Annotated in this window: 12 protein-coding genes; 5 read left to right on the top strand and 7 right to left on the bottom strand. The window is 66.1% G+C overall.

Going from position 1 to position 18,953, the window contains the following annotated elements; all coding sequences use genetic code 11:
• Positions 1 to 13: 13 nt before the first annotated feature.
• Both EXV95_RS15650 and def read right to left on the bottom strand, forming a co-directional pair.
• Positions 14 to 493, bottom strand: a complete 480-nt coding sequence (locus tag EXV95_RS15650) for a hypothetical protein (protein ID WP_176887547.1) — start codon at positions 491 to 493, stop codon at positions 14 to 16.
• Positions 494 to 528: 35 nt separating this feature from the next.
• Entirely contained in the window at positions 529 to 1,038 is a 510-nt protein-coding gene (gene def, locus EXV95_RS15645; RefSeq protein WP_121421624.1) for a peptide deformylase, read from the bottom strand.
• A 199-nt stretch (positions 1,039 to 1,237) separates the two neighbouring features.
• Here def and EXV95_RS15640 point away from each other — a divergent pair, with 199 nt between their 5' ends.
• Together EXV95_RS15640 and dprA are read left to right on the top strand one after the other, a co-directional pair.
• Positions 1,238 to 2,455: a LysM peptidoglycan-binding domain-containing protein gene (locus tag EXV95_RS15640; protein WP_176887546.1), complete on the top strand. Its 1,218-nt coding sequence runs from the start codon at positions 1,238 to 1,240 to the stop codon at positions 2,453 to 2,455.
• Between the two features lie 87 nt (positions 2,456 to 2,542).
• The gene (gene dprA, locus EXV95_RS15635; RefSeq protein WP_176887545.1) at positions 2,543 to 3,730 is read left to right on the top strand and encodes a DNA-processing protein DprA; all 1,188 of its coding nucleotides are present in this window, start codon (positions 2,543 to 2,545) and stop codon (positions 3,728 to 3,730) included.
• Between the two features lie 64 nt (positions 3,731 to 3,794).
• On the opposite strand, the gene EXV95_RS15630 is transcribed toward dprA, so the two are convergent.
• From EXV95_RS15630 to EXV95_RS15610, 5 genes are all read right to left on the bottom strand, one after another.
• Positions 3,795 to 6,167 (bottom strand): DUF1631 domain-containing protein, encoded by a 2,373-nt coding sequence (locus EXV95_RS15630; RefSeq protein WP_176887544.1) that lies wholly within the window; start codon positions 6,165 to 6,167, stop codon positions 3,795 to 3,797.
• A 17-nt stretch (positions 6,168 to 6,184) separates the two neighbouring features.
• Positions 6,185 to 7,135 carry a protein translocase subunit SecF gene (gene secF / locus EXV95_RS15625; protein ID WP_121421621.1) on the bottom strand — a complete coding sequence of 317 codons (951 nt, stop codon included), beginning with the start codon at positions 7,133 to 7,135 and terminating at the stop codon, positions 6,185 to 6,187.
• A gap of 12 nt (positions 7,136 to 7,147) precedes the next feature.
• Positions 7,148 to 9,031 carry a protein translocase subunit SecD gene (gene secD, locus EXV95_RS15620; protein ID WP_176887543.1) on the bottom strand — a complete coding sequence of 628 codons (1,884 nt, stop codon included), beginning with the start codon at positions 9,029 to 9,031 and terminating at the stop codon, positions 7,148 to 7,150.
• A gap of 161 nt (positions 9,032 to 9,192) precedes the next feature.
• On the bottom strand, positions 9,193 to 9,528 hold the full coding sequence (yajC, locus tag EXV95_RS15615; RefSeq protein ID WP_055400362.1) for a preprotein translocase subunit YajC: 336 nt from the start codon (positions 9,526 to 9,528) through the stop codon (positions 9,193 to 9,195).
• Positions 9,529 to 9,829: 301 nt separating this feature from the next.
• On the bottom strand, positions 9,830 to 13,405 hold the full coding sequence (locus EXV95_RS15610) for an indolepyruvate ferredoxin oxidoreductase family protein (RefSeq protein ID WP_176887542.1): 3,576 nt from the start codon (positions 13,403 to 13,405) through the stop codon (positions 9,830 to 9,832).
• Positions 13,406 to 13,596: 191 nt separating this feature from the next.
• Here EXV95_RS15610 and EXV95_RS15605 point away from each other — a divergent pair, with 191 nt between their 5' ends.
• The 3 genes from EXV95_RS15605 (at position 13,597) to EXV95_RS15595 (ending at position 18,932) form a co-directional block, all read left to right on the top strand.
• The gene (locus EXV95_RS15605) at positions 13,597 to 14,082 is read left to right on the top strand and encodes an Lrp/AsnC family transcriptional regulator (protein ID WP_094289647.1); all 486 of its coding nucleotides are present in this window, start codon (positions 13,597 to 13,599) and stop codon (positions 14,080 to 14,082) included.
• Between the two features lie 384 nt (positions 14,083 to 14,466).
• Positions 14,467 to 17,442, top strand: coding sequence for a DUF2339 domain-containing protein (locus tag EXV95_RS15600; RefSeq protein ID WP_176887541.1), 2,976 nt, complete (start codon positions 14,467 to 14,469; stop codon positions 17,440 to 17,442).
• Positions 17,439 to 18,932, top strand: coding sequence for a DUF3999 domain-containing protein (locus EXV95_RS15595; protein ID WP_176887540.1), 1,494 nt, complete (start codon positions 17,439 to 17,441; stop codon positions 18,930 to 18,932). Before EXV95_RS15600 ends, EXV95_RS15595 begins: the two co-directional genes overlap by 4 nt.
• Positions 18,933 to 18,953: the final 21 nt, after the last annotated feature.

Raw genomic sequence — 18,953 nt, 5'->3', positions numbered from 1 at the left:
GGTAAGTACGCACTCAGTCGCGCGCGTTGTCAAAATGGGGAAGCTCGTCCGTGAACATCACCAGCCGAACCACGCCCTGGCGGTCCAGGTGGACGTGGGCAAGGCGCGGGTCGGAGTTCTGGCGGAACCGGTAAGTCCAGATGTCGCCCTCGAACCGTGCCACACGCTCCACGCGCAAAGGCGCGCCAAAGGTGCGCTGCACATCGGCGGTGGTCCATACGCCCACGGGAAGGTTCTCGAAGCGCGCCTGCGTCAGCACCTGCTCGTTGCGCACCAGCCTGCCGCTGGCGTCGAAATCCAGGTTGTAGGCCGCAAACCCTGCGGGCAGTTCGGAGTACAGCAGCCGCTCGCCGCTTGGCAAAGGGAAGGAGGCGGTGGGCGGCCCCAGACGGGCAACCACCTCGGCGCGCAGCGCGCCGGTTTTTTCGCGGGCTGGCAGCGCACAGCCCGAAATTTGCACCGCCAGCACAAGAAGCGCCAGGCGCGCCAGCACTCCGCCACCCCTGCGGGTGCAGAGCGCCGGACCGGTCACTCGCGCGCCCCCCGCTGCTGCTTGACCATCTTGGTCTTGATGCGGTTGCGCTTGAGTGGGGAGAGGTATTCCACAAACACCTTGCCCATGAGATGGTCCATCTCGTGCTGGATGCACACCGCCAGAAGGCCATCGGCCTCAATGACGCGGGACTGGCCCTGGGCGTCCAGTGCCCGCACATGCACAGCATCGAAGCGTTCAACGCCGTCGTAGATGCCGGGTACCGAGAGGCAACCTTCTTCGTTGAGGTGCTTTTCGGCACTGGTCCAGACCAGTTCGGGGTTGATGAGCACCAGCGGCTGGTTGCGTTCCTCAGAAACGTCGATGACCACCAGGCGCTCGTGCACGTCCACCTGGGTGGCGGCCAGGCCAATGCCATGGGCGTCGTACATGGTGGCCAGCATGTCGGAGACCAGCGTCCGGATGCGGTCGTCCACCGCCGCAATGGGGCGTGCAACCTTGTGAAGCCGGGGGTCCGGGTAACAGAGAATGGGAAGGATTGCCATGAAAGCTGCCAAGAGATGTCGCTATTTTCGCCACTTTTAAGGCCTGCTGCAGCGCCGCCAGCCAATAATCGTTGCCGAATCAAGGGCTTGAGCAGAGAATCTAAGAAGCTTTGTAACGTATTTGCCCGGCTGCGCGGTTGCTCCGTGCGTCGAGGTGCCAGCGAGGGGGCGTTTCCCAATGCATGAGAAAAGGAACAACATGACAGCATTCACCAGCGTGCGGCGGACCGCCCTGGGCGCGCTCACCATCATCGCTGGCGCTTTGCTGGTCGCACCGGCTCAGGCCCAGACCCCTCCCATCTCCAGCGGTCAGCGCGCCACGGCACAGCAAGTGTCGGAGCGTGGCATCCCCCTGTCAGAGCTGGCGCCTAACGCCCCGGACACCTACACGGTGCAGCGCGGTGACACGTTGTGGGGTATTTCGGGTCTGTACCTCAAGCGGCCCTGGCGCTGGCCCGAACTGTGGGGCATGAACCTCAAGGCCATTGCAAACCCGCACCTGATTTATCCGGGCCAGACGCTTTACCTGGACAAGGATGGCAGCTACGCCCGCCTGCGTACGACACCCCCTGGCGTGTCGGATTCAGAGCCTCAGACGGTGCGCGTGTCGCCCCGCACCCGCAGCGACAGTCTGGCCAGCACGGCGCTCCCCACACTCAAGTCTCACCTGATCGAGCCCTTCCTTGTGGAGCCTCTGGTGGTGGATGCCGACGTGTTGCAACGGGCTCCCCGCATTGTGGCCACCACCGAAGATCGCGTGCTCATGGCCAGTGGCGACCGCGCCTATGTGCGCGGCGATGCATCCGCCCCCGTTCGTGCAGAACCTGGCGAGCCCCGTTTTTTCCGTGTTTTCCGCGATGCCGTGGCCATGAAGGATCCGGTGACGGGTGAAATCCTGGGGTACGAAGCACAGTACCTGGGCAAGGCCGAGCTGGTGCGTGGCGAGTCTTTTGAGGAGATTCCCAACGGCAAGGGCGGCTATGTCTCTGAATATGTACCTGCCACTGTGGATCTGTCCGGCACCAAGGAAGAGATACGCGCAGGAGACCGCATCCTGCCAGCGCCTGCCCGGGTCTTTACCAGCTACACCCCACGAGCGCCCCACATCGATGTGGACGCGCGCATCGTCTCCATCTACGGCAGCTTCTCGGCAGCCTATGCCGCCCAGAACCAGGTGGTTGCGATCAACATGGGTTCGCAAGACGGCATTGAGCCAGGTCATGTCCTGTCGCTGCTGACCCAGGGCGACCGCATCAAGGATGTGACTGGCGAGGGGAAGACTATAATCAAGCTACCCAGCGAGAGCAACGGGACGGCCATGGTGTTCCGAACCTTCGACCGCGTCTCGTACGCGCTGCTGCTGGAAATCCGCAGCGGAGTGCGCGTGGGCGACCGCCTGATCAATCCTCAGGAATAACGGCGGACTGGCTGAAGCCGCACGGCTGCCTGTTGGTGGCGCGGCGGCGGGGCCGGCGTTGCCGTGGTTCTTCTATCAACTGCCTCCATGGACCGCGACGAGCTGGGCGCTTGGTTGCGCCTCACGCTTTCCCAGGGCGTGGGCAATGGCGCCGCGCGGCGCCTGCTGTCCCGTTTTGGGCTGCCGCAGGACATCTTCCGCCAACCCGAATCTGCCTTGCAGCACTGTGTGACCTTGGCCCAGGCCAAGGCGCTGTGTACCGTACCCAGCGGATGGGAGGCGTTGCTGGAGACCACCTGGCATTGGCTGGAGGGAGCAGACCCACAAGGACCTGCCCGTGCGGTGATCACATTGGGGGATGCCCGGTATCCACAGTCGCTGCTGGACACCGAAGATCCCCCGCTGCTCATGTACCTGATGGGGGCAGCCCGGCTGTTGGCGCAAAACCCGTTCCCGACCGGCCGGTGCCTGGCCGTGGTCGGCAGCCGCAACCCCACGGCACAGGGCGCGGACAACGCGCGGCTCTTTTCGCGCGCGCTGCGGGGGGCGGGCTTCACCATCGTCTCGGGGCTCGCGCTGGGTGTGGATGCGGCAGCCCATGAAGGTGCGCTGGATGTGTCCTCCGACCCCTTTGCGGAGGCAACACCCGCCACCATTGCGGTCGTGGGCACCGGGTTGGATCGCGTCTACCCCCGCAAGAACCTTGACCTGGCCCACCGCATCGCAGCCCACGGGGTGTTGGTCAGCGAATACCCCCTGGGCACGCCACCGCTGGCCGCCAATTTCCCCAAGCGCAACCGCATCATCTCCGGCCTCTCTCAAGGCACTCTCGTGGTCGAGGCGGCGTTGGCATCTGGTTCGCTGATCACCGCCCGAATGGCGGCGGAACAGGGCCGCGAGGTCTTTGCCATCCCCGGCTCCATTCACGCACCGCAATCTCGGGGTTGCCATGCGCTCATACGCCAGGGCGCCAAGCTGGTGGAGTCCGCGCAGGATGTGCTGGAAGAACTGCGCATGCCCCCTGCGGCAGGCAAGCAGAGCGCCTCTTCTGGCGCTGCCGTGCTTGACGAAGAAGGCAGCACGGATATCGACACTCGCGAGACTGAAAGCCCCTTGTTGCAGGCGCTGGGCTTTGACCCCATGGGGGTGGATGCCCTGGTGGCCCGCACGGGCATGGATGCGGCGTCGCTGCAGGTGGAGCTGCTGGAGCTGGAGTTGGATGGCCAGGTGGCGCGTTTGCCCGGCGGCCTGTACCAGCGGCTGGGCAGCGCCTGACGCTGGCGGTGACCTCTCGTTGCCCGGTGGCACAGGCATCGTCTTGATGCCCCCTGAAACCGCGTCAGTCCAGCAGCCGCTCGGGGTTCGCGTCCAGCTTGGCCAGTGCATCGCGCGTGGCGCGCAAGGTCAGGCCTTCTTCGTCCTGGGCCACGAGCAAGCCCGCTTGCAAGTACGCAGCCAGCCTGCGCAGCTGGATCAGGTAGCTGCTGCCATCCACCGCTGCGAACAGGTGCAGCTGCTTGCGCTGGCTTTGCCACGCGTACTGCACCTGGGCTGATGCGCCGTTGTGGTCCAGTGTGTACCAGGTGCCAGGCTGCAGTTCCTGGGCCCAGGCCACCATGGCGTCTTCCACCGGGGCGCCGTTGTCGGCGACCACGTGAATGGACGAAGCGTCGATACCCAGCATCATTTCGATGTTGTCGGCATTGAGCGGCATGTCGCCCAGCGTGGCATCGCTAATAAAGTCCTCCAGATTGGCCAGGCGCTTGGCCATGGCGTCAATGTGGGCCTGCGGAATGGAGGCCGTCTTGGACAGGAAGGCATCGGCCAGGGTGTCGGTGAGGATCTTGATCTGGGCGTCCTGCGGAGCGCCGTTCACGCCCATGAGGGTCAGCCCCTGGCGCAGGCGCTGTAGCAGGCCAGGAAGATTCTGGATGACCTGCGCCCGGTCGCTGCGGTTGGGCTTGGCGCTGGCGGCCCAGACGAGGTCAGCAGCCGTTCGCTTGAGCGAGATGGTGTCTGCGTGCTGGGGGCCGTCACGCACGGCCGAGAGGGCCAGAACCTCGGCCCAGGTCTTGAAGAGAAACTCGCGGATCTCGTCGCGCACCGGCATGTCGCGCAGCATGGTGCGCAGCTCGATGGTGTACTGGATCGCCAGCGTTTCCTTCTGCTCGACCTGCTGGGCCACCGTGACCAGACGCGAGGTGGCCTGCTTCTCGGTGAGGAACTTGGACAGGAACTTCTCGAACTCGTCGTAGACCAGCTGGAACACCCGGCGGCCGGTTTCAGGGTACTGCTCAATCACCTGTACCACGCGGCGGATTTCCGCCTCCAGCGCGCTGCCGTTGATGCTGGTCGCATCAAAGCCCATTACGCAGGCGCCCATGCGGTCGATCAGCTGGCGCGCTGGGTGGTTGAGGTTGCTGAAAAACTCAGGCTCGGCCAGTGCCACGCGCAGCACAGGCACCTGAAGCCGCGCAAACCACACGCGCACGGCTGGGGGGATGCGGTCTTCGGCCAGGATGCTCTGGAACATCAGGGCCACCACTTCGATGATGGCTTTTTCACCGGCCGTCGAGGCTTTTTTCTTGAGTTCGGTCGAGCGTTCGCGCACGGCCCCTGCCAACTGGACCACGGCCGCAGGGCTGTAGTCTTCCATCAGGGTGGCGACACCGCTGTAGTACGTGTCGGCGTGCACACGGTGGGCGGTCAGTGCATGGGCCAGCGCCGCAGACGCTGGTGGGGCATTGACCATGTCGAAGCCGGTGGCGGGCTGTGTGAGCAGCCTGCGCAGTTGCCCCATCACACCGTGGGCGCGTTGGCGGGCGCGTGCCAGCGGAGTCATGCCGGTGGCAAACGCAGTGGGCATTCCGTGCTGCGGGTAGCCCGGTGGGGGCATGCGGGACGGATGCTGGGGCATGGGCCGACCGCCTTGGGGGGGCATCATGCCCCCGCGCGCTGCCGCCATGGCATCCCGGGTCTGGGCCAGGGCCTGGGAGGCCAGGCCTCCGGCCCCGGAGTCGTTGCTACCACCGCTGCCGGTGATCGCCCCCCCCGCCGTGCGCCGCACGCGGGACTTCAGGTCCGCCTGTGGCGTCACACCCTGTTCCACATAGAACACGTTGACGGCCTGGTACTGTTTCTGGAGCAGGTTGGCCAGTTCCCGCTGCAGCGGGTCCACCACGGTCTGCAGGTCGGTGCGGGGCAGTCCGGCCTCCACCCACTGCTCGACCAGCAGCAGGCACACGGCTTCCGGACGGAGGATATCGCTGCTGTCGAGTTCCTGGCCTTCCAGCGACTGGGTGCGCTGGCGCAGTGTGTCGAACTGCTGGCTCACCTGTTCGCTGACCGTCAGGGCCATGCGCGAAGCCAGGATCTTGTTTTCCACCACATCGTCGCTCAACAGTTCGAACTGAGGGCTTGCGCCATTGGCTGCCAAGGCACCCCGGGTGGTGCTGCTGTGGGGGGCCAACGCATCGCGCCAGGCCTTGCCGGTGCGATCTGTCCAGGCTGCATGGTGCTGTTGGTACCGCATCCAGGCATCGCGGTGCGACTGCATTTCGCGCGCCGTGCCCGTCTGGGTCATCAGCGTTGTCAGGAGGTCCAGGACCGTCTTGTCCAGGTCCGGGAGCCCTGCACAGATGCCCTCTACGAACCGCTGGCGCGCCTGGCGGGCCAGGCGGCGCTGCGGAACAGAAGAGGGCGTGGGCTGCATGGGCAGATATTAGCGGGTCAGACGGTGGCTCCGGCATGGGGATCATTCGGATCCCCATCTTTTCTGACGGGCTTGACAAGGTCCTCTCGTTTTACGCCCAGCCACATGGCGATGGCGGCTGCCACGAACACGGACGAGTAGATGCCGAACAGGATGCCGATGGTCAGCGCCAGCGCAAAGTAGTGCAGGCTGGGGCCGCCAAAGAAGAACATCGACAGCACCATGGCCTCGGTCGAAGCGTGGGTGATGATCGTGCGGCTCATCGTGCTCGTGATGGCGTGGTCGATCACCTCGTGCGTGCTCATCTTGCGGTACTTGCGGAAGGCCTCGCGGATCCGGTCGAAGATCACGACCGACTCGTTGACCGAGTATCCCAGCACGGCCAGCACAGCAGCCAGCACCGACAGTGAGAACTCCCACTGAAAGAACGCGAAGAAGCCCAGGATGATCACCACGTCATGCAGGTTGGCAATGATGGCGGCGACCCCGAACTTCCACTCGAAGCGGAAGGCCAGGTAGATCACGATGCCCACGACCACCATGGCCAGTGCCATAAGGCCGCCGTGCACCAGTTCCTCACCCACCTGCGGGCCGACGAACTCGGTGCGGCGCAGCGTGACCTCGGGGTCAGCGGCCTTGAGCGCGCCCAGCACCTGCTCGCTTTGCTGCGCGGATGTGACGCCCTTTTGCACGGGCAGCCGGATCATCACGTCGCGGGCGGTGCCGAAGTTCTGCACCTGCACGTCCGGATAGCCCAGGCCGGAAACCGTCTCGCGGACCTTGGCCAGTTCGGCGGGCTGGCTGTAGGCCACTTCCATGACCGTACCGCCGGTGAACTCCACCGACAGGTGCAGGCCGCGGGTCAGCAGGAAGAACACTGCGAGGGCAAAGGTGATGAAGGAGATCGCGTTGAAGATCAACGCGTGCTTCATGAAGGGGATATCTTTTTTGATGCGGAAGAATTCCATGGCCGTTGTCCTTTAGTTCGTCTTGGCCACGGCGGTGTCGGCATCTGGCTTCCAGACCGTACCGATCGACACGCTCTTGAGCTTCTTCTGGCGGCCGTACCACAGGTTCACCAGGCCCCGCGAGAAGAACACGGCCGAAAACATGCTGGTCAGGATGCCGATGCAATGCACCACGGCAAACCCGCGCACCGGGCCGGAGCCAAAGGCCAGCAGGGCCAGGCCTGCAATCAGTGTCGTCACGTTGGAGTCGAGAATCGTCGCCCAGGCACGCTCGTAGCCCGTATGGATGGCCGCCTGTGGCGAGACACCCGAGCGCAGCTCCTCGCGGATGCGTTCATTGATCAGCACGTTCGAGTCAATGGCCACCCCAATCGCGAGGGCCATGGCGGCAATGCCCGGCAATGTGAGTGTGGCTTGCAGCATCGACAGAACCGCCACCAGCAGCAGCACGTTCACGCCCAGCGCAATGCTGGAGAACACGCCAAACAGCATGTAGTAGGCGCACATGAAGATGGCAATCGCGATCAGGCCCCAGACCACGCTGTTGATGCCGCGCTCGATGTTGTCGGCGCCCAGGCTGGGGCCGATGGTGAATTCTTCGATGATTTCCATGGGCGCCGCCAGCGAACCGGCGCGCAGCAGCAGCGCGGTGTCGTTGGCTTCGGCCGTGGTCATGCGGCCCGAAATCTGCACGCGTCCACCGCCGATTTCGGTGCGGATCACTGGCGCGGTCACCACTTCGCCCTTGCCTTTTTCAAACAGCACGATGGCCATGCGCTTGCCTACGTTCTCGCGCGTGATGTCCTTGAAGATGCGCGCACCCTTGGCGTCCAGCGTGAGGTTCACAGTGGGTTCCTGCGTCTGGCCGTCAAAGCCCGGCTGGGCATCGGTCAGGTTCTCGCCGGTCAAGATCACCTGTTTCTTGACGATGACCGGCTGGCCGCTGCGTTCCAGATAGCGTTCCGAGCCGAACGGCACGGGGCCACGGCCAGTCTCGGCGGCGCGGGCTTCGGTGCCCTCGTCCACCAGGCGAACTTCCAGCGTGGCGGTGCGGCCCAGGATGTCCTTGGCCTTGGCCGTGTCCTGCACACCGGGCAGCTGCACCACGATGCGGTCCAGACCCTGCTGCTGGATCACGGGTTCGGCCACGCCCAGTTCGTTGATCCGGTTGTGCAGCGTGACCATGTTCTGCTTGAGCGCCTGCTCCTGCACCTTGCGCGTGGCTTCGGGCTTGATGGCAACGCGCAGCTTGAATTCAGTGCCCTCGGGCGTGCTAGTGACCTGGAGGTCGGGGAACTGGTCCGCAATCAGGTTGCGGGCTGCAGTCATCGTGGCTTCGTCGCGCACCTTGATGTCGATGTTCTGCCCTTCGCGGCTGATGCCGCCGTGGCGGATGCTCTTGTCGCGCAGTGCGGTGCGGATGTCGCCTGCGTACGACTCGGCTTTTTTGGTCAAGGCCGCCTGCATGTCCACCTGCAGCATGAAGTGCACGCCGCCGCGCAGGTCCAGGCCCAGGTACATGGGGTTGGCGTGCAGGGATTTGAGCCAGACGGGCGAGCGGGACACCAGGTTCAGCGCCACGATGTACGAGGGATCGTTGGCGTCGGGTACCAGGGCCTTCTGGATCGCGTCCTTGGCCTTGAGCTGCGTGTCGGGCGCATCGAAACGCGCGCGCACCGAGTTGCCTTCCAGTTCCACGAAGTCTGGCGTGACGCCAGCCGCCTTGAGCGCCTCTTCCACCCGCTGCTGCACGGCGGTGTCCACCTTGACGGTGGCTTTGGCCGACGAAACCTGCACGGCAGGTGCCTCGCCGAAGAAATTGGGCAGGGTGTACAACACCCCCACCAGCAGCACGATCACCAGGATCGCGTACTTCCAGACCGGATAACGGTTCATGATCGCGCTCTTATCTCAGTATTTCAGGCGCTGCGTGCGCCGATCCCCTCATGCCAGCGGACACCGTGGAACTGGCGTTGCCAGGCCACGGGCGTCGTCCCCCGTCCCGCGCGCAGCGCGAGAGAAGGGGGAAGCGGCGCAGCCGCTCAGGGGGTTGATCCTCACTTCACCGAACCCTTGGGAAGCACCTGAACCACGGCGCTGCGCTGCAGCTGCACTTCCACGCCGCTGGCGATCTCGATGTGCAGGAAACCTTCGGACAGGCGCGTGACCTTGCCGACGATGCCGCCTGCGGTGGCCACTTCATCGCCCTTGGCAATGGCTTCGATCATGGCGCGGTGTTCCTTCTGGCGCTTCATCTGGGGGCGGATCATGACGAAGTACAGCACCACAAACATCAGCACCAGGGGCAGCATGCCCGTGAGCGTGGACATCATGTCGCCGCCGCCAGCGGCTGCTGCGGGTGCGGTTTGGGCAAAAGCGGAAGAAATAAACACGGACTGGACTCCACAACGGATGTTCAAAATTCACACAACCCGCCAGAGGCAAGCGCCATAGCGCCTGTCAGGGCAGAACAGGGCATTGTATGCGGCGCCCCGCCTGTGTCCCCAGGAGGAAGACCCAAGGCGGCAGCGGGTGTTTGCCGCGCCAGGCGGTGCTGGGGATGGATTGACAGTTATTTGGGTAAAAATGGCTGCTAGCGCTTGATGGTTATACATTTATAGCTCATCAATTAATAGCAAAAAGCCCGCGCCAGGCGCGGGCTCTCCGCCCCAAACGGCCGCTGCGGGCCGTGTGTCAGGCCGCCTGGCGCCGGGGCTCGGTCGCCTTGCCGCCGCGCCACTGGGCCATCAGGCCGTCCCATTTGGGGCGTGCCGCTTTCAGGTGGCGCTCCTTCACGTGGCCGTAGCCCCGGATCTCTTCCGGGATGCGGGCGATTTCCACGGCCAGGGCCAGGTTGTCCGCATTCAGCGTGGCCAGCAGCTCGTCGATGCAGGCGCGGTATTCCACGATCAGCGCGCGCTCCATGCGGCGCTCCTCGGTCTTGCCGAACACGTCCAGCGCCGTGCCGCGCAGGCCCTTCATCTTGGCCAGCAGGCCAAAAGCGCTGCGCATCCACGGTCCAAACGGCTGCTTGACGAGTTCGCCCCGGTCGTTCTTTTTGGCCGTCATGGGCGGCGCCAGGTGGTGCACCAGCTTGTAGTCGCCTTCGAACATGTTGGCGATCTTGTCCGTGAAAGCCTGGTCGGTGTGCAGGCGCGCCACTTCGTACTCGTCCTTGTACGCCATGAGCTTGAACAGGTAGCGGGCCACGGCTTCGCTCAGGCGGGTGCCGACGTCCAGCCGCGATTCGGTCGCCTTCACCTTCTCGACAAACGCGTGGTACTCGGCCGCGTAGGCCGCGTTCTGGTAGCCAGTGAGGAATTCGACACGTTTGGCGATCATCTCGGTCAGCGAGGGCTTCTTCACAAACTGGATCACCTGCGCCGCCTGGAACAGCGCCTGCACCGACGCCAGATCGTGCGCGCAGCGGCGGCCCCATTCAAACGCGGCCTTGTTGTTGTCCACCTGCACGCCGTTGAGCTCCATGGCGCGCATCAGCGATGCCAACGTCAGCGGCACGCGGCCCTTTTGCCAGGCGTAGCCCAGCATCAGCGGGTTGGTGTAGATGCTGTCGCCCAGCAGCTGGGTGGCCACCTGCTCAGCATCGAAGCTGCCCACACCGCCTGCGCCGACCGCCGCAGCAATCGCGCTGTCGCAATTGGCACCGGGGAACTGCCAGTCCGGGTTGGTCACAAACGCCGCCGTGGGCGTGCCGTGCGTGTTGAGCGCCACAAAGGTACGGCCGGGCTGCATCACTGCCAGCGTGTACTTGTGGGCCGCCACGATGGAATCGCAGCCAATCACCAGGTCCGCCTTGGCCGTATCGACCTTGGTGGTGTAGATGGCTTCGGGGCGGTTGGCGATCTGGATGTGGCTCCAGGTGGCGCCACCCTTTTGCGCCAGGCCGCCAGCGTCCTGCGTGATGACGCCCTTGCCATCCAGGTGCGCCGCCATGCCCAGCAGCGAGCCGATGGTGATCACGCCCGTGCCGCCCACGCCGCCGACCACGATGCCCCAGGCCGCTTCGGCCACCGGCAGCACGGGTTCAGGAATGGAGGGCAGCGCCGACAGGTCGCCCTTCTTTTCCTTCTTGGGCTTCTTGAGCTTGCCGCCCTCCACCGTGACGAAACTGGGGCAGAAGCCGTTCACGCACGAGTAGTCCTTATTGCAGGTGCTCTGGTTGATGCGGCGCTTGCGGCCAAATTCCGTCTCCACCGGCTCGACGGAGAGGCAGTTGGACTTGGTCGAGCAGTCGCCACAGCCCTCGCACACCAGCTCGTTGATGACCACGGTCTTGTCGGGCGTGGCCAGCGTGCCGCGCTTCCTGCGGCGGCGCTTTTCGGTGGCGCAAGTCTGGTCGTAGATGATGACCGTGCAGCCCTTGATCTCGCGGAACTGGCGCTGCAGCGTGTCGAGCTCGTCGCGGTGGTGCACCGTCACGCCCTCGGCCAGCGCCACGCCGTCGTACTTCTGTGGCTCGTCGGTCACGATGATGAGCTTGACCACGCCCTCGGATTTGAGGCTGTTCATGATCTGCAGCACCGAGTGGCCTTCGGGCCGCTCGCCCACTTGCTGGCCGCCGGTCATGGCCACGGCGTCGTTGTAGAGCACCTTGTAGGTGATGCTGGTGCCGGCCGCAATGCTCTGGCGGATGGCCAGCAGCCCGCTGTGGAAGTACGTGCCGTCGCCCAGGTTGGCGAACACGTGCTGGTCGGTGGTGAACGGTGCCTGGCCCACCCAGGTCACGCCCTCGCCGCCCATCTGCGTGAAGGTCGACGTGTTGCGGTCGGGCATCCAGTTGGCCATGTAGTGGCAGCCAATTCCGGCCACGGCGCGCGAGCCTTCGGGCACGCGGGTGCTGGTGTTGTGCGGGCAGCCGCTGCAGAACCACGGGGCGCGTTCGCCCGTGTCCACCTTCAGCTCGGTCATGGCGCGCTCGCTGGCTTCGATGACGGCGATGCGCGAATCCATGCGCGCGATGATGTCGCTCGATACGCCCAGCTTCTTCAGGCGCTTGGCAATCGCCTTGGCGATGATGGCCGGCGTCAGGTCGGCCTTGGCGCGCAGCAGCCAGTTCTGACTGGGGTTGGGCATGGACCATTCGCCGCCCGTGGCGTCGCCTTCGGGCTCGTCGAACTTGCCCAGCACATTGGGCCGCACATCGGCGCGCCAGTTGTACAGCTCTTCTTTCAGTTGGTATTCGATGACCTGGCGCTTTTCCTCCACCACCAGGATCTCCTGCAGGCCCTGGGCGAAGTCGCGGGTGATGGTCGCTTCGAGCGGCCACACCACGTTGACCTTGTGCACGCGGATGCCCAACTGGCGGCAGGTGTCGTCATCGAGGCCCAGATCCACCAGCGCCTGGCGTGTGTCGTTGTAGGCCTTGCCGCTGGCAATGATGCCGAAGCGGTCGTTCTTGCCTTCGATGACGTTGTAGTTGAGCTTGTTGGCGCGGATGTACGCCAGGGCCGCGTACCACTTGTAGTCCATCAGGCGCGCTTCCTGCTCCAGCGGCGCATCGGGCCAGCGGATGTGCAGGCCGCCCGGGGGCATCACGAAGTCCTCGGGCATCACGATCTTCACGCGGTCCGGGTCGATGTTGATGCTGCTCGAAGACTCCACCACCTCCTGGATGGTCTTCATGCCCGACCACACGCCCGAGAAGCGGCTCATGGCAAAGGCGTGCAGGCCCATGTCCAGGATCTCTTGCACGCTGCTAGGGAAAAACACCGGCGTGCCGCAGGCCTTGAAGATGTGGTCGCTCTGGTGCGCGGCAGTGCTGCTCTTGCTGATGTGGTCGTCGCCCGCAATCGCGATCACGCCGCCATGCTTTGCGGTGCCGGCCATGTTGGCATGCTTGAACACGTCCGAGCAGCGGTCCACGCCCGGGCCCTTGCCGTACCAGATGCCGAAGACGCCGTCGAACTTCTTGCTCTGCGGGTACAGGTCTAGCTGCTGCGTGCCCCAAACGGCCGTGGCGCCCAGTTCTTCGTTCACACCGGGCTGGAAGACGATGTTGTTGGCCGCCAGGTGCTTCTTGGCCGCCCACAGCGCCTGGTCATACGTGCCCAACGGTGAGCCCCGGTAGCCGCTGATGAAACCCGCTGTGTTCAGCCCGGCCACCGCATCGCGCTGGCGCTGCAGCATGGGCAGGCGCACCAGGGCCTGCACGCCGCTCATGAAGGCCCGGCCGTGGTCCAGGGAATACTTGTCGTCAAGCGTGACGGTTTCTAGCGCCTTGCGGACGGATTCTGGGAGTGGGGCATTCATGGCTATGTCTCCAATGGCTTTTTTGTGGGGTCCGCGCCTTGTGGGCCGGTGGGGGGCAGAGTCCATCCGCCCGTTTAGGGCCGCGACTCCAGTGTGGAGAGAAGTGTATGTCTGCGCCGCTGATATGTCTTTGCGTTCTGTGCCGTGTTTAGGCTATTCTGAGAAAGGATCTTTCTCATTGCTGCCATTTTGTGAACACTCTCGACAAATTCGATATCGCCATCCTCAACGAACTGCAGGCTGACGCCCGCCTGACGAACGCCGAGCTGGCCCAGCGCGTGGGCCTGTCGGCCGCGCCCTGCTGGCGCCGCGTGCGGGCTCTGGAGGAGCAAGGCTTCATCAAGGGCTACCGCGCCGAGATCGACCGGCACAAGATCGGCCTGGGGGTGCTGGCCTTTGTGCGGCTCGATGCCGACCGCAGCACGGGCAACCTCACGCGCAAGATGGAAGAGGCCATCCGCCAGATCCCCGAGGTCGTGTCCTGTCACTACATCAGCGGCACCGGCACCTTCGAGCTGCAGGTGGTGGCGCGCGACCTGGACAGCTTTTCGCAGTTTGCGCGCGATGTGCTGCTGAACCTGCCCAATGTGAAAGACATGCACACCAGCTTCTCGCTGGGCGAGGTGAAGGCCAGCGGGGCGCTGCCGCTCACGCACCTGGCGCGGGTCAAAGGATAATTGCTACTATATTGATAGCTTCTATGGATTGATGGACGGGCGCAGAGGCCTGTTTTGGCCTCAAATCCGGGCAGCACAAGCCCCGCCCCGGGGCGAGGTGCGCGATGTGGCTGGGCGCCCTGCAAGGTAACAAGGCGTTAGGGGGTGGTTCCTGCGCAGGGGGTGCTGTATAAGCCTGCGGAACCACAGCGGGGCTGCCAAGCTGCCGCACGCACCCTCTCCGTCACCCGCCTGCAAGGCACCGCACATTGTGTCTCTGACCTGGGTGTGTGTCGGCCAGTTGGGGCGCGAGCGGTTGCCGGTGGGTCTACCAATACGACGGCTTCTTTCGCGCACAGCCCCAGGGCCTGCCGACCGGAGCCCAAAAAAGAGGGCGAGGGCGGCATGATCATCTGGGGCATTTTCTGGGGCGCGGTGCTGGGCTCGTGGTTCGGCGGTTACGGTGACTTCGGGCCGTTTGTGGGCGGCATTCTGGGCTTTTTCGCCGGGCTGTCGCTGCGCTGGGCGATCCGCTCTGCCATCCGCACCGAGCTGCAGGCGCACGCCACCAAGGCCACTGCCCAGCCCACGCGGGCACCGCAGGCGGCGGTTGCCGAAGACCAGCCTGTGGCGGCAGCGCCCGTGCCGCAACGGCCTGTGCCACACGCACCCCCTCCACCACCCACCCCCAGCGACGATCCTCGGGATGCGGACGACGCTTTTTGGGCCGGCGAACTCACGCCCCAAGGCCTGCCGCGTATCCCGGCGTTGGCCCCGGCGTCGGCCCCGGTGGCCGCCCGCACGGATGCGCCTGCCGCGCCCCGCAAGACAGCCCAGCCCGCGCAGCCCAACCCCATCGAGCTGGCCGTGCTCGCGGCCAAGAACTGGCTCCTGGGCGGCAACACCATCGTGCGTGTGGGCCTTGTGATCCTGTTCATCGGCCTGTCCTTCCTTGCGCGCTACGCCGCCTCGGCCGGGCTGTTGCCGGTTGAGTTCCGCCTGGCCGCCGTGGCAGCGGTGGGCATTGCGCTGCTGGGGGTGGGGTTCCGCAAGCGCACCGACAAGCCCGGTTTTGCGCTGGCCCTGCAGGGCGGCGGTGTGGCGGTGATGTACCTCACCGTGTTTGCGGCTTTCCGGCTCTATGGGCTGTTGCCGCCGCTGTGGGCCTTCGGGTTGATGATCGCGGTCTGCGCGGCCAGCTGTGCGCTGGCGCTGCTGCAGGATTCGCGCGCGCTGGCGGTGGCGGCGTTCGCTGGCGGTTTCGCTGCGCCCATCTTGCTGTCCACCGGCCAGGGCAGCCACGTGGGCCTGTTCAGCTACTACACCCTGCTCAACCTGGCCATTCTCTTCATCGCCCACAAGCGCTCCTGGCGCGTGCTCAACGTGGTGGGTTTTGTCGCCACCTTTGGCGTGGCCACGGCCTGGGGGGCGCTCAAATATGTGCCCGATCACTACGCCAGCACACAGCCCTTCCTCGCGGGCTTTGTGCTGATCTACCTCGCCACCGCCATCCTCTATGCGCGCAACACGCCGACGAAGCTGGGCAAGACGGTGGACAGCATGCTGGTCTTCGGCACGCCGCTGGTGGGCTTTGGGCTGCAGGCCGGGCTGGTGCAGCCGTTCGAGCTGGGCGCGGCCTTCTCGGCGCTGGCCTTTGCGGCGGTCTACCTGCTGACCGCGACTGTGCTGGTGCGCCGCGCGCAAGCCAGCTGGCGCCTGCTCACCGAATGTTTCATCGCCATCGGCGTGGGCTTTGCCACGCTGGCCGTGCCGCTGGCGCTGGATGCGCAGTGGACCTCGGCGGTGTGGGCGCTTGAAGGCGCGGGCGCCTTCTGGGTGGGCATGCGCCAGGCCCGCTGGATGCCGCGTGCCTTCGGCCTGGTGCTGCAGGTCGTGGCCATGCTGGCGTTCATGGGTGGCGTGGACGGCGGGGGCCTTCAGGTCTCGCCCCTGCCGCTGGCCAACCCGGCCTTCCTGGGCGCGATGTTGATTGCGCTGCCCGCGCTGCTGCTGGCCTGGTGGCTGCGCCAGTCGCTGCCACACAGCGGATCTGCCTGGGCCCAGGGCTATGCCAGGGTGGAGGTGCTGCTGCCCAGCCCGGCCTACCTCTACGGTTTTGTTTTCTGGTGCCTGGCCTTGTGGCTGGAGATCACGCGGCGTGTGCCCGGCCTGGAGCAGGGCCAGTGGCCCGTGCCGGTGTTCTCGGGCCGCGTTGCCGAACTGCTGGGCATGCTGGCTGTGGTGTTGAGCGCCGCGCTGTCGATGGTGCTCGGCCTGCGCACGCGCTGGGCCGTGGCCACCTGGCCTGCCCGCGCCACCATCGGCGTGCTGGCGCTGGGGTGGGTGGCGCAGGTGGTGGACGGCCACCGCGTGTTGACCACGCCAGCCTGGGCCGTGTGGCCCATCGTGCTGGCGCTGCATGGGTGGATGCTGTGGCAGACCGATCGCTGGCAGGCGGCGGACGCTGGGGGTCCGTCCGCCCAAAGCGCGCCGCGCTTCGGCTGGTTCCACGCCGCCACGGCCTGGTTGGTGACCTTGCTGCTGGCCGACTGCCTCTGGTCCGGCATCGGCAAGGCCGAGCTGTGGCGAACCTCGTGGGCCGGTGTGGTCCTGCTGGTCAGCGCGATTGCGGTGCTGATGCTGCTCGCGCTGTGGGCGGGCCGTGGCAACCAGCCAGCGGCACGCGCGGCGCTGCCCTGGCCGCTGAACCCCCATGCCGAGGCTTACTACTGGTTGGCGGCCCTGCCCCTTGCGGTGCTGGTGTTCGGGGGCGCGCTGCTGGCCGCCGTGCATTCGTCCGGCCACACCGCGCCGCTGCCTTACATCCCTTTGCTCAACCCCACCGACCTCACGCTTGCGCTTGCGCTGGGCGGCCTGGTGTTTTGGCGGCGGGTGCTGCTCGCAGCGCTGCCGCCCCCGGCCCGCTCGGGCGGGGTCACCGGGCGCCATGCGCTGGTGGCCTTGGCGCTGCTCGCGTTCATCGTGATCAATACCGTGTGGCTGCGGGTGGCCCACCACTTCTTTGGCGTGCGCTGGGACGCCTCGGCGCTGTTCAACAGCTTCGTGGTACAGACCGGCTACGCCATCCTGTGGACGCTGCTGGCGCTCAGCCTGATGGTGCTGGCACACCGCCGCGCGCAGCGGCCGCTGTGGCTGGTGGGCGCGGGCCTGCTGGGCGTGGTGGTGGTCAAGCTGCTGCTGATCGATTTGTCCAACGCGGGTGGTGCCGAACGCATCATTGCCTTCATCGCCGTGGGTGTGCTGATGCTGGTGGTGGGCTACTTTGCGCCTCTACCTCCGAAGTCGCCACCCAAGGCGGACGCCCCTGCGGAGCCTGCTGCGCCACCCCTGGCACCATCTCAACCAGAAACACTGCCATGAAGAAGCCTGTCGCCCTCAACCTGCCCCTGGTGCTGGCCGCTGCCGCCCTGTCCCTGTGCGCCGGTGGAGTCCAGGCGGCGGCCGATGCCAACATCCCTGCGGCCTACGCCATCCGCGTTCCTGTCACGCTCGCGGCCGATGCGCCGCTGCAGCGCGTGATCCTGCCTGCCGAGGTGCTGGTGCGCCTGCAAAGCCCGGGCTATGCCGATGTGCGCCTCTTCAACGGCGCGGGCCAGCCCGTGCCCATGGCACTGGCCGGTGTGGCGGCGGCCAGCGCGCCCGAGGAGTCGGTGACCCTGCCCGCCTATCCCATCCTGGGCGCCACCAGCACGGGCACGGCCGGGCTGGAGGGGCTGTCGCTGCGCATCGAGGAGCGCCAGGGCCAGCGTGTGGTGCAGATCGACACGGCCGCCACGACCACCACGGTAGGCCCTGCCACCCCGCAGGCCGTGCGCGGCGCGCTGCTCGACGCGCGCAATGTGCAGCTGCCCGTGGCTCGCATGGCTCTGGACGTGGATCTGCCTGCGGGCCAACCCGTGACGTTCCGGGTGCAGGCCAGCAAGGACCTCAAACATTGGCAGCCACTGGCCGAGACCGTGCTCTACCGTGCCGACGCGGCAGCGGCACCCACGGTGTCCACTGCGCCAGGCCGCCTGGGCAACGAGCAGATCGACCTGCAGCGCGCCGACCTGAAGGGTCACTACATGCGCGTGACCTGGGGCGACGCTGCCGTGACCCTGCGCGGCGCCACGCTGGCCACGACGCGCGGCACGGGTCCACGCGAGCGCGTCAGCGCCAGCATGGCCACGCCCACCCTGGCCAACCCGCGCGAGCTCGTGTTGGCGCTGCCGTTCGCCACACCAGTCGCCGCGCTCACGATCACGCCGCCCGGCCGCAATGTGCTGATTCCTGTGCGCGTGCTGGGCCGCAACCACCGCGAGCAGCCCTGGTCGCCACTGGCCAGTGCCGTGGTCTACAAGATGGCAACCGGCGGCAAGGAACAGGCCAGCGGCCCCATCGAGCTGGGCGGCGCCTCGGTGCGCGAGGTCAAGATCGAGGCCGACCCCAAGACCCCCGGCTTTGCGGCCGCGCCCGAGGTGGCGCTGCAGTTCGAGCCCGTGCAGCTGGTCTTCCTGGCCAGCGGGCAGGGGCCCTTCACGCTGGCGGCGGGGCTGCCCGGGGCCACGGCGGCAGCCAGCGCCTTCCTGCCCCTGGCGAGCCTGGTGCCGGGCTACCAGCCCCAGCAAGAAAACAGCCTGCCCCAGGCGCAGGTCGATGTGGCGCGGGCCGACATCACCGGCGGCCCGCCTGCGGGCGGCGCGCTGGTGCCTGCAGCTGCCGTGAGCAGCGGCGTCTCCTTGCGCAGTGCCGTGCTGTGGGGTGTGCTGGTGGCAGGCGTCGCCGCGCTGGCGCTCATGGCCTGGCTGCTGCTGCGGCAGACCCAACAGGCGGACAAGCAGGCAGCGGCTGCGCCGACCGATGCGGCGTGACGAAGCGCAGGGGGCATGCAT

The sequence above is a fragment of the Acidovorax sp. JMULE5 genome (genome assembly GCF_013376875.1).
Classification (GTDB): Bacteria; Pseudomonadota; Gammaproteobacteria; order Burkholderiales; family Burkholderiaceae_C; genus Acidovorax; species Acidovorax facilis.
This window is presented reverse-complemented; position numbering and strand designations above follow the sequence as displayed.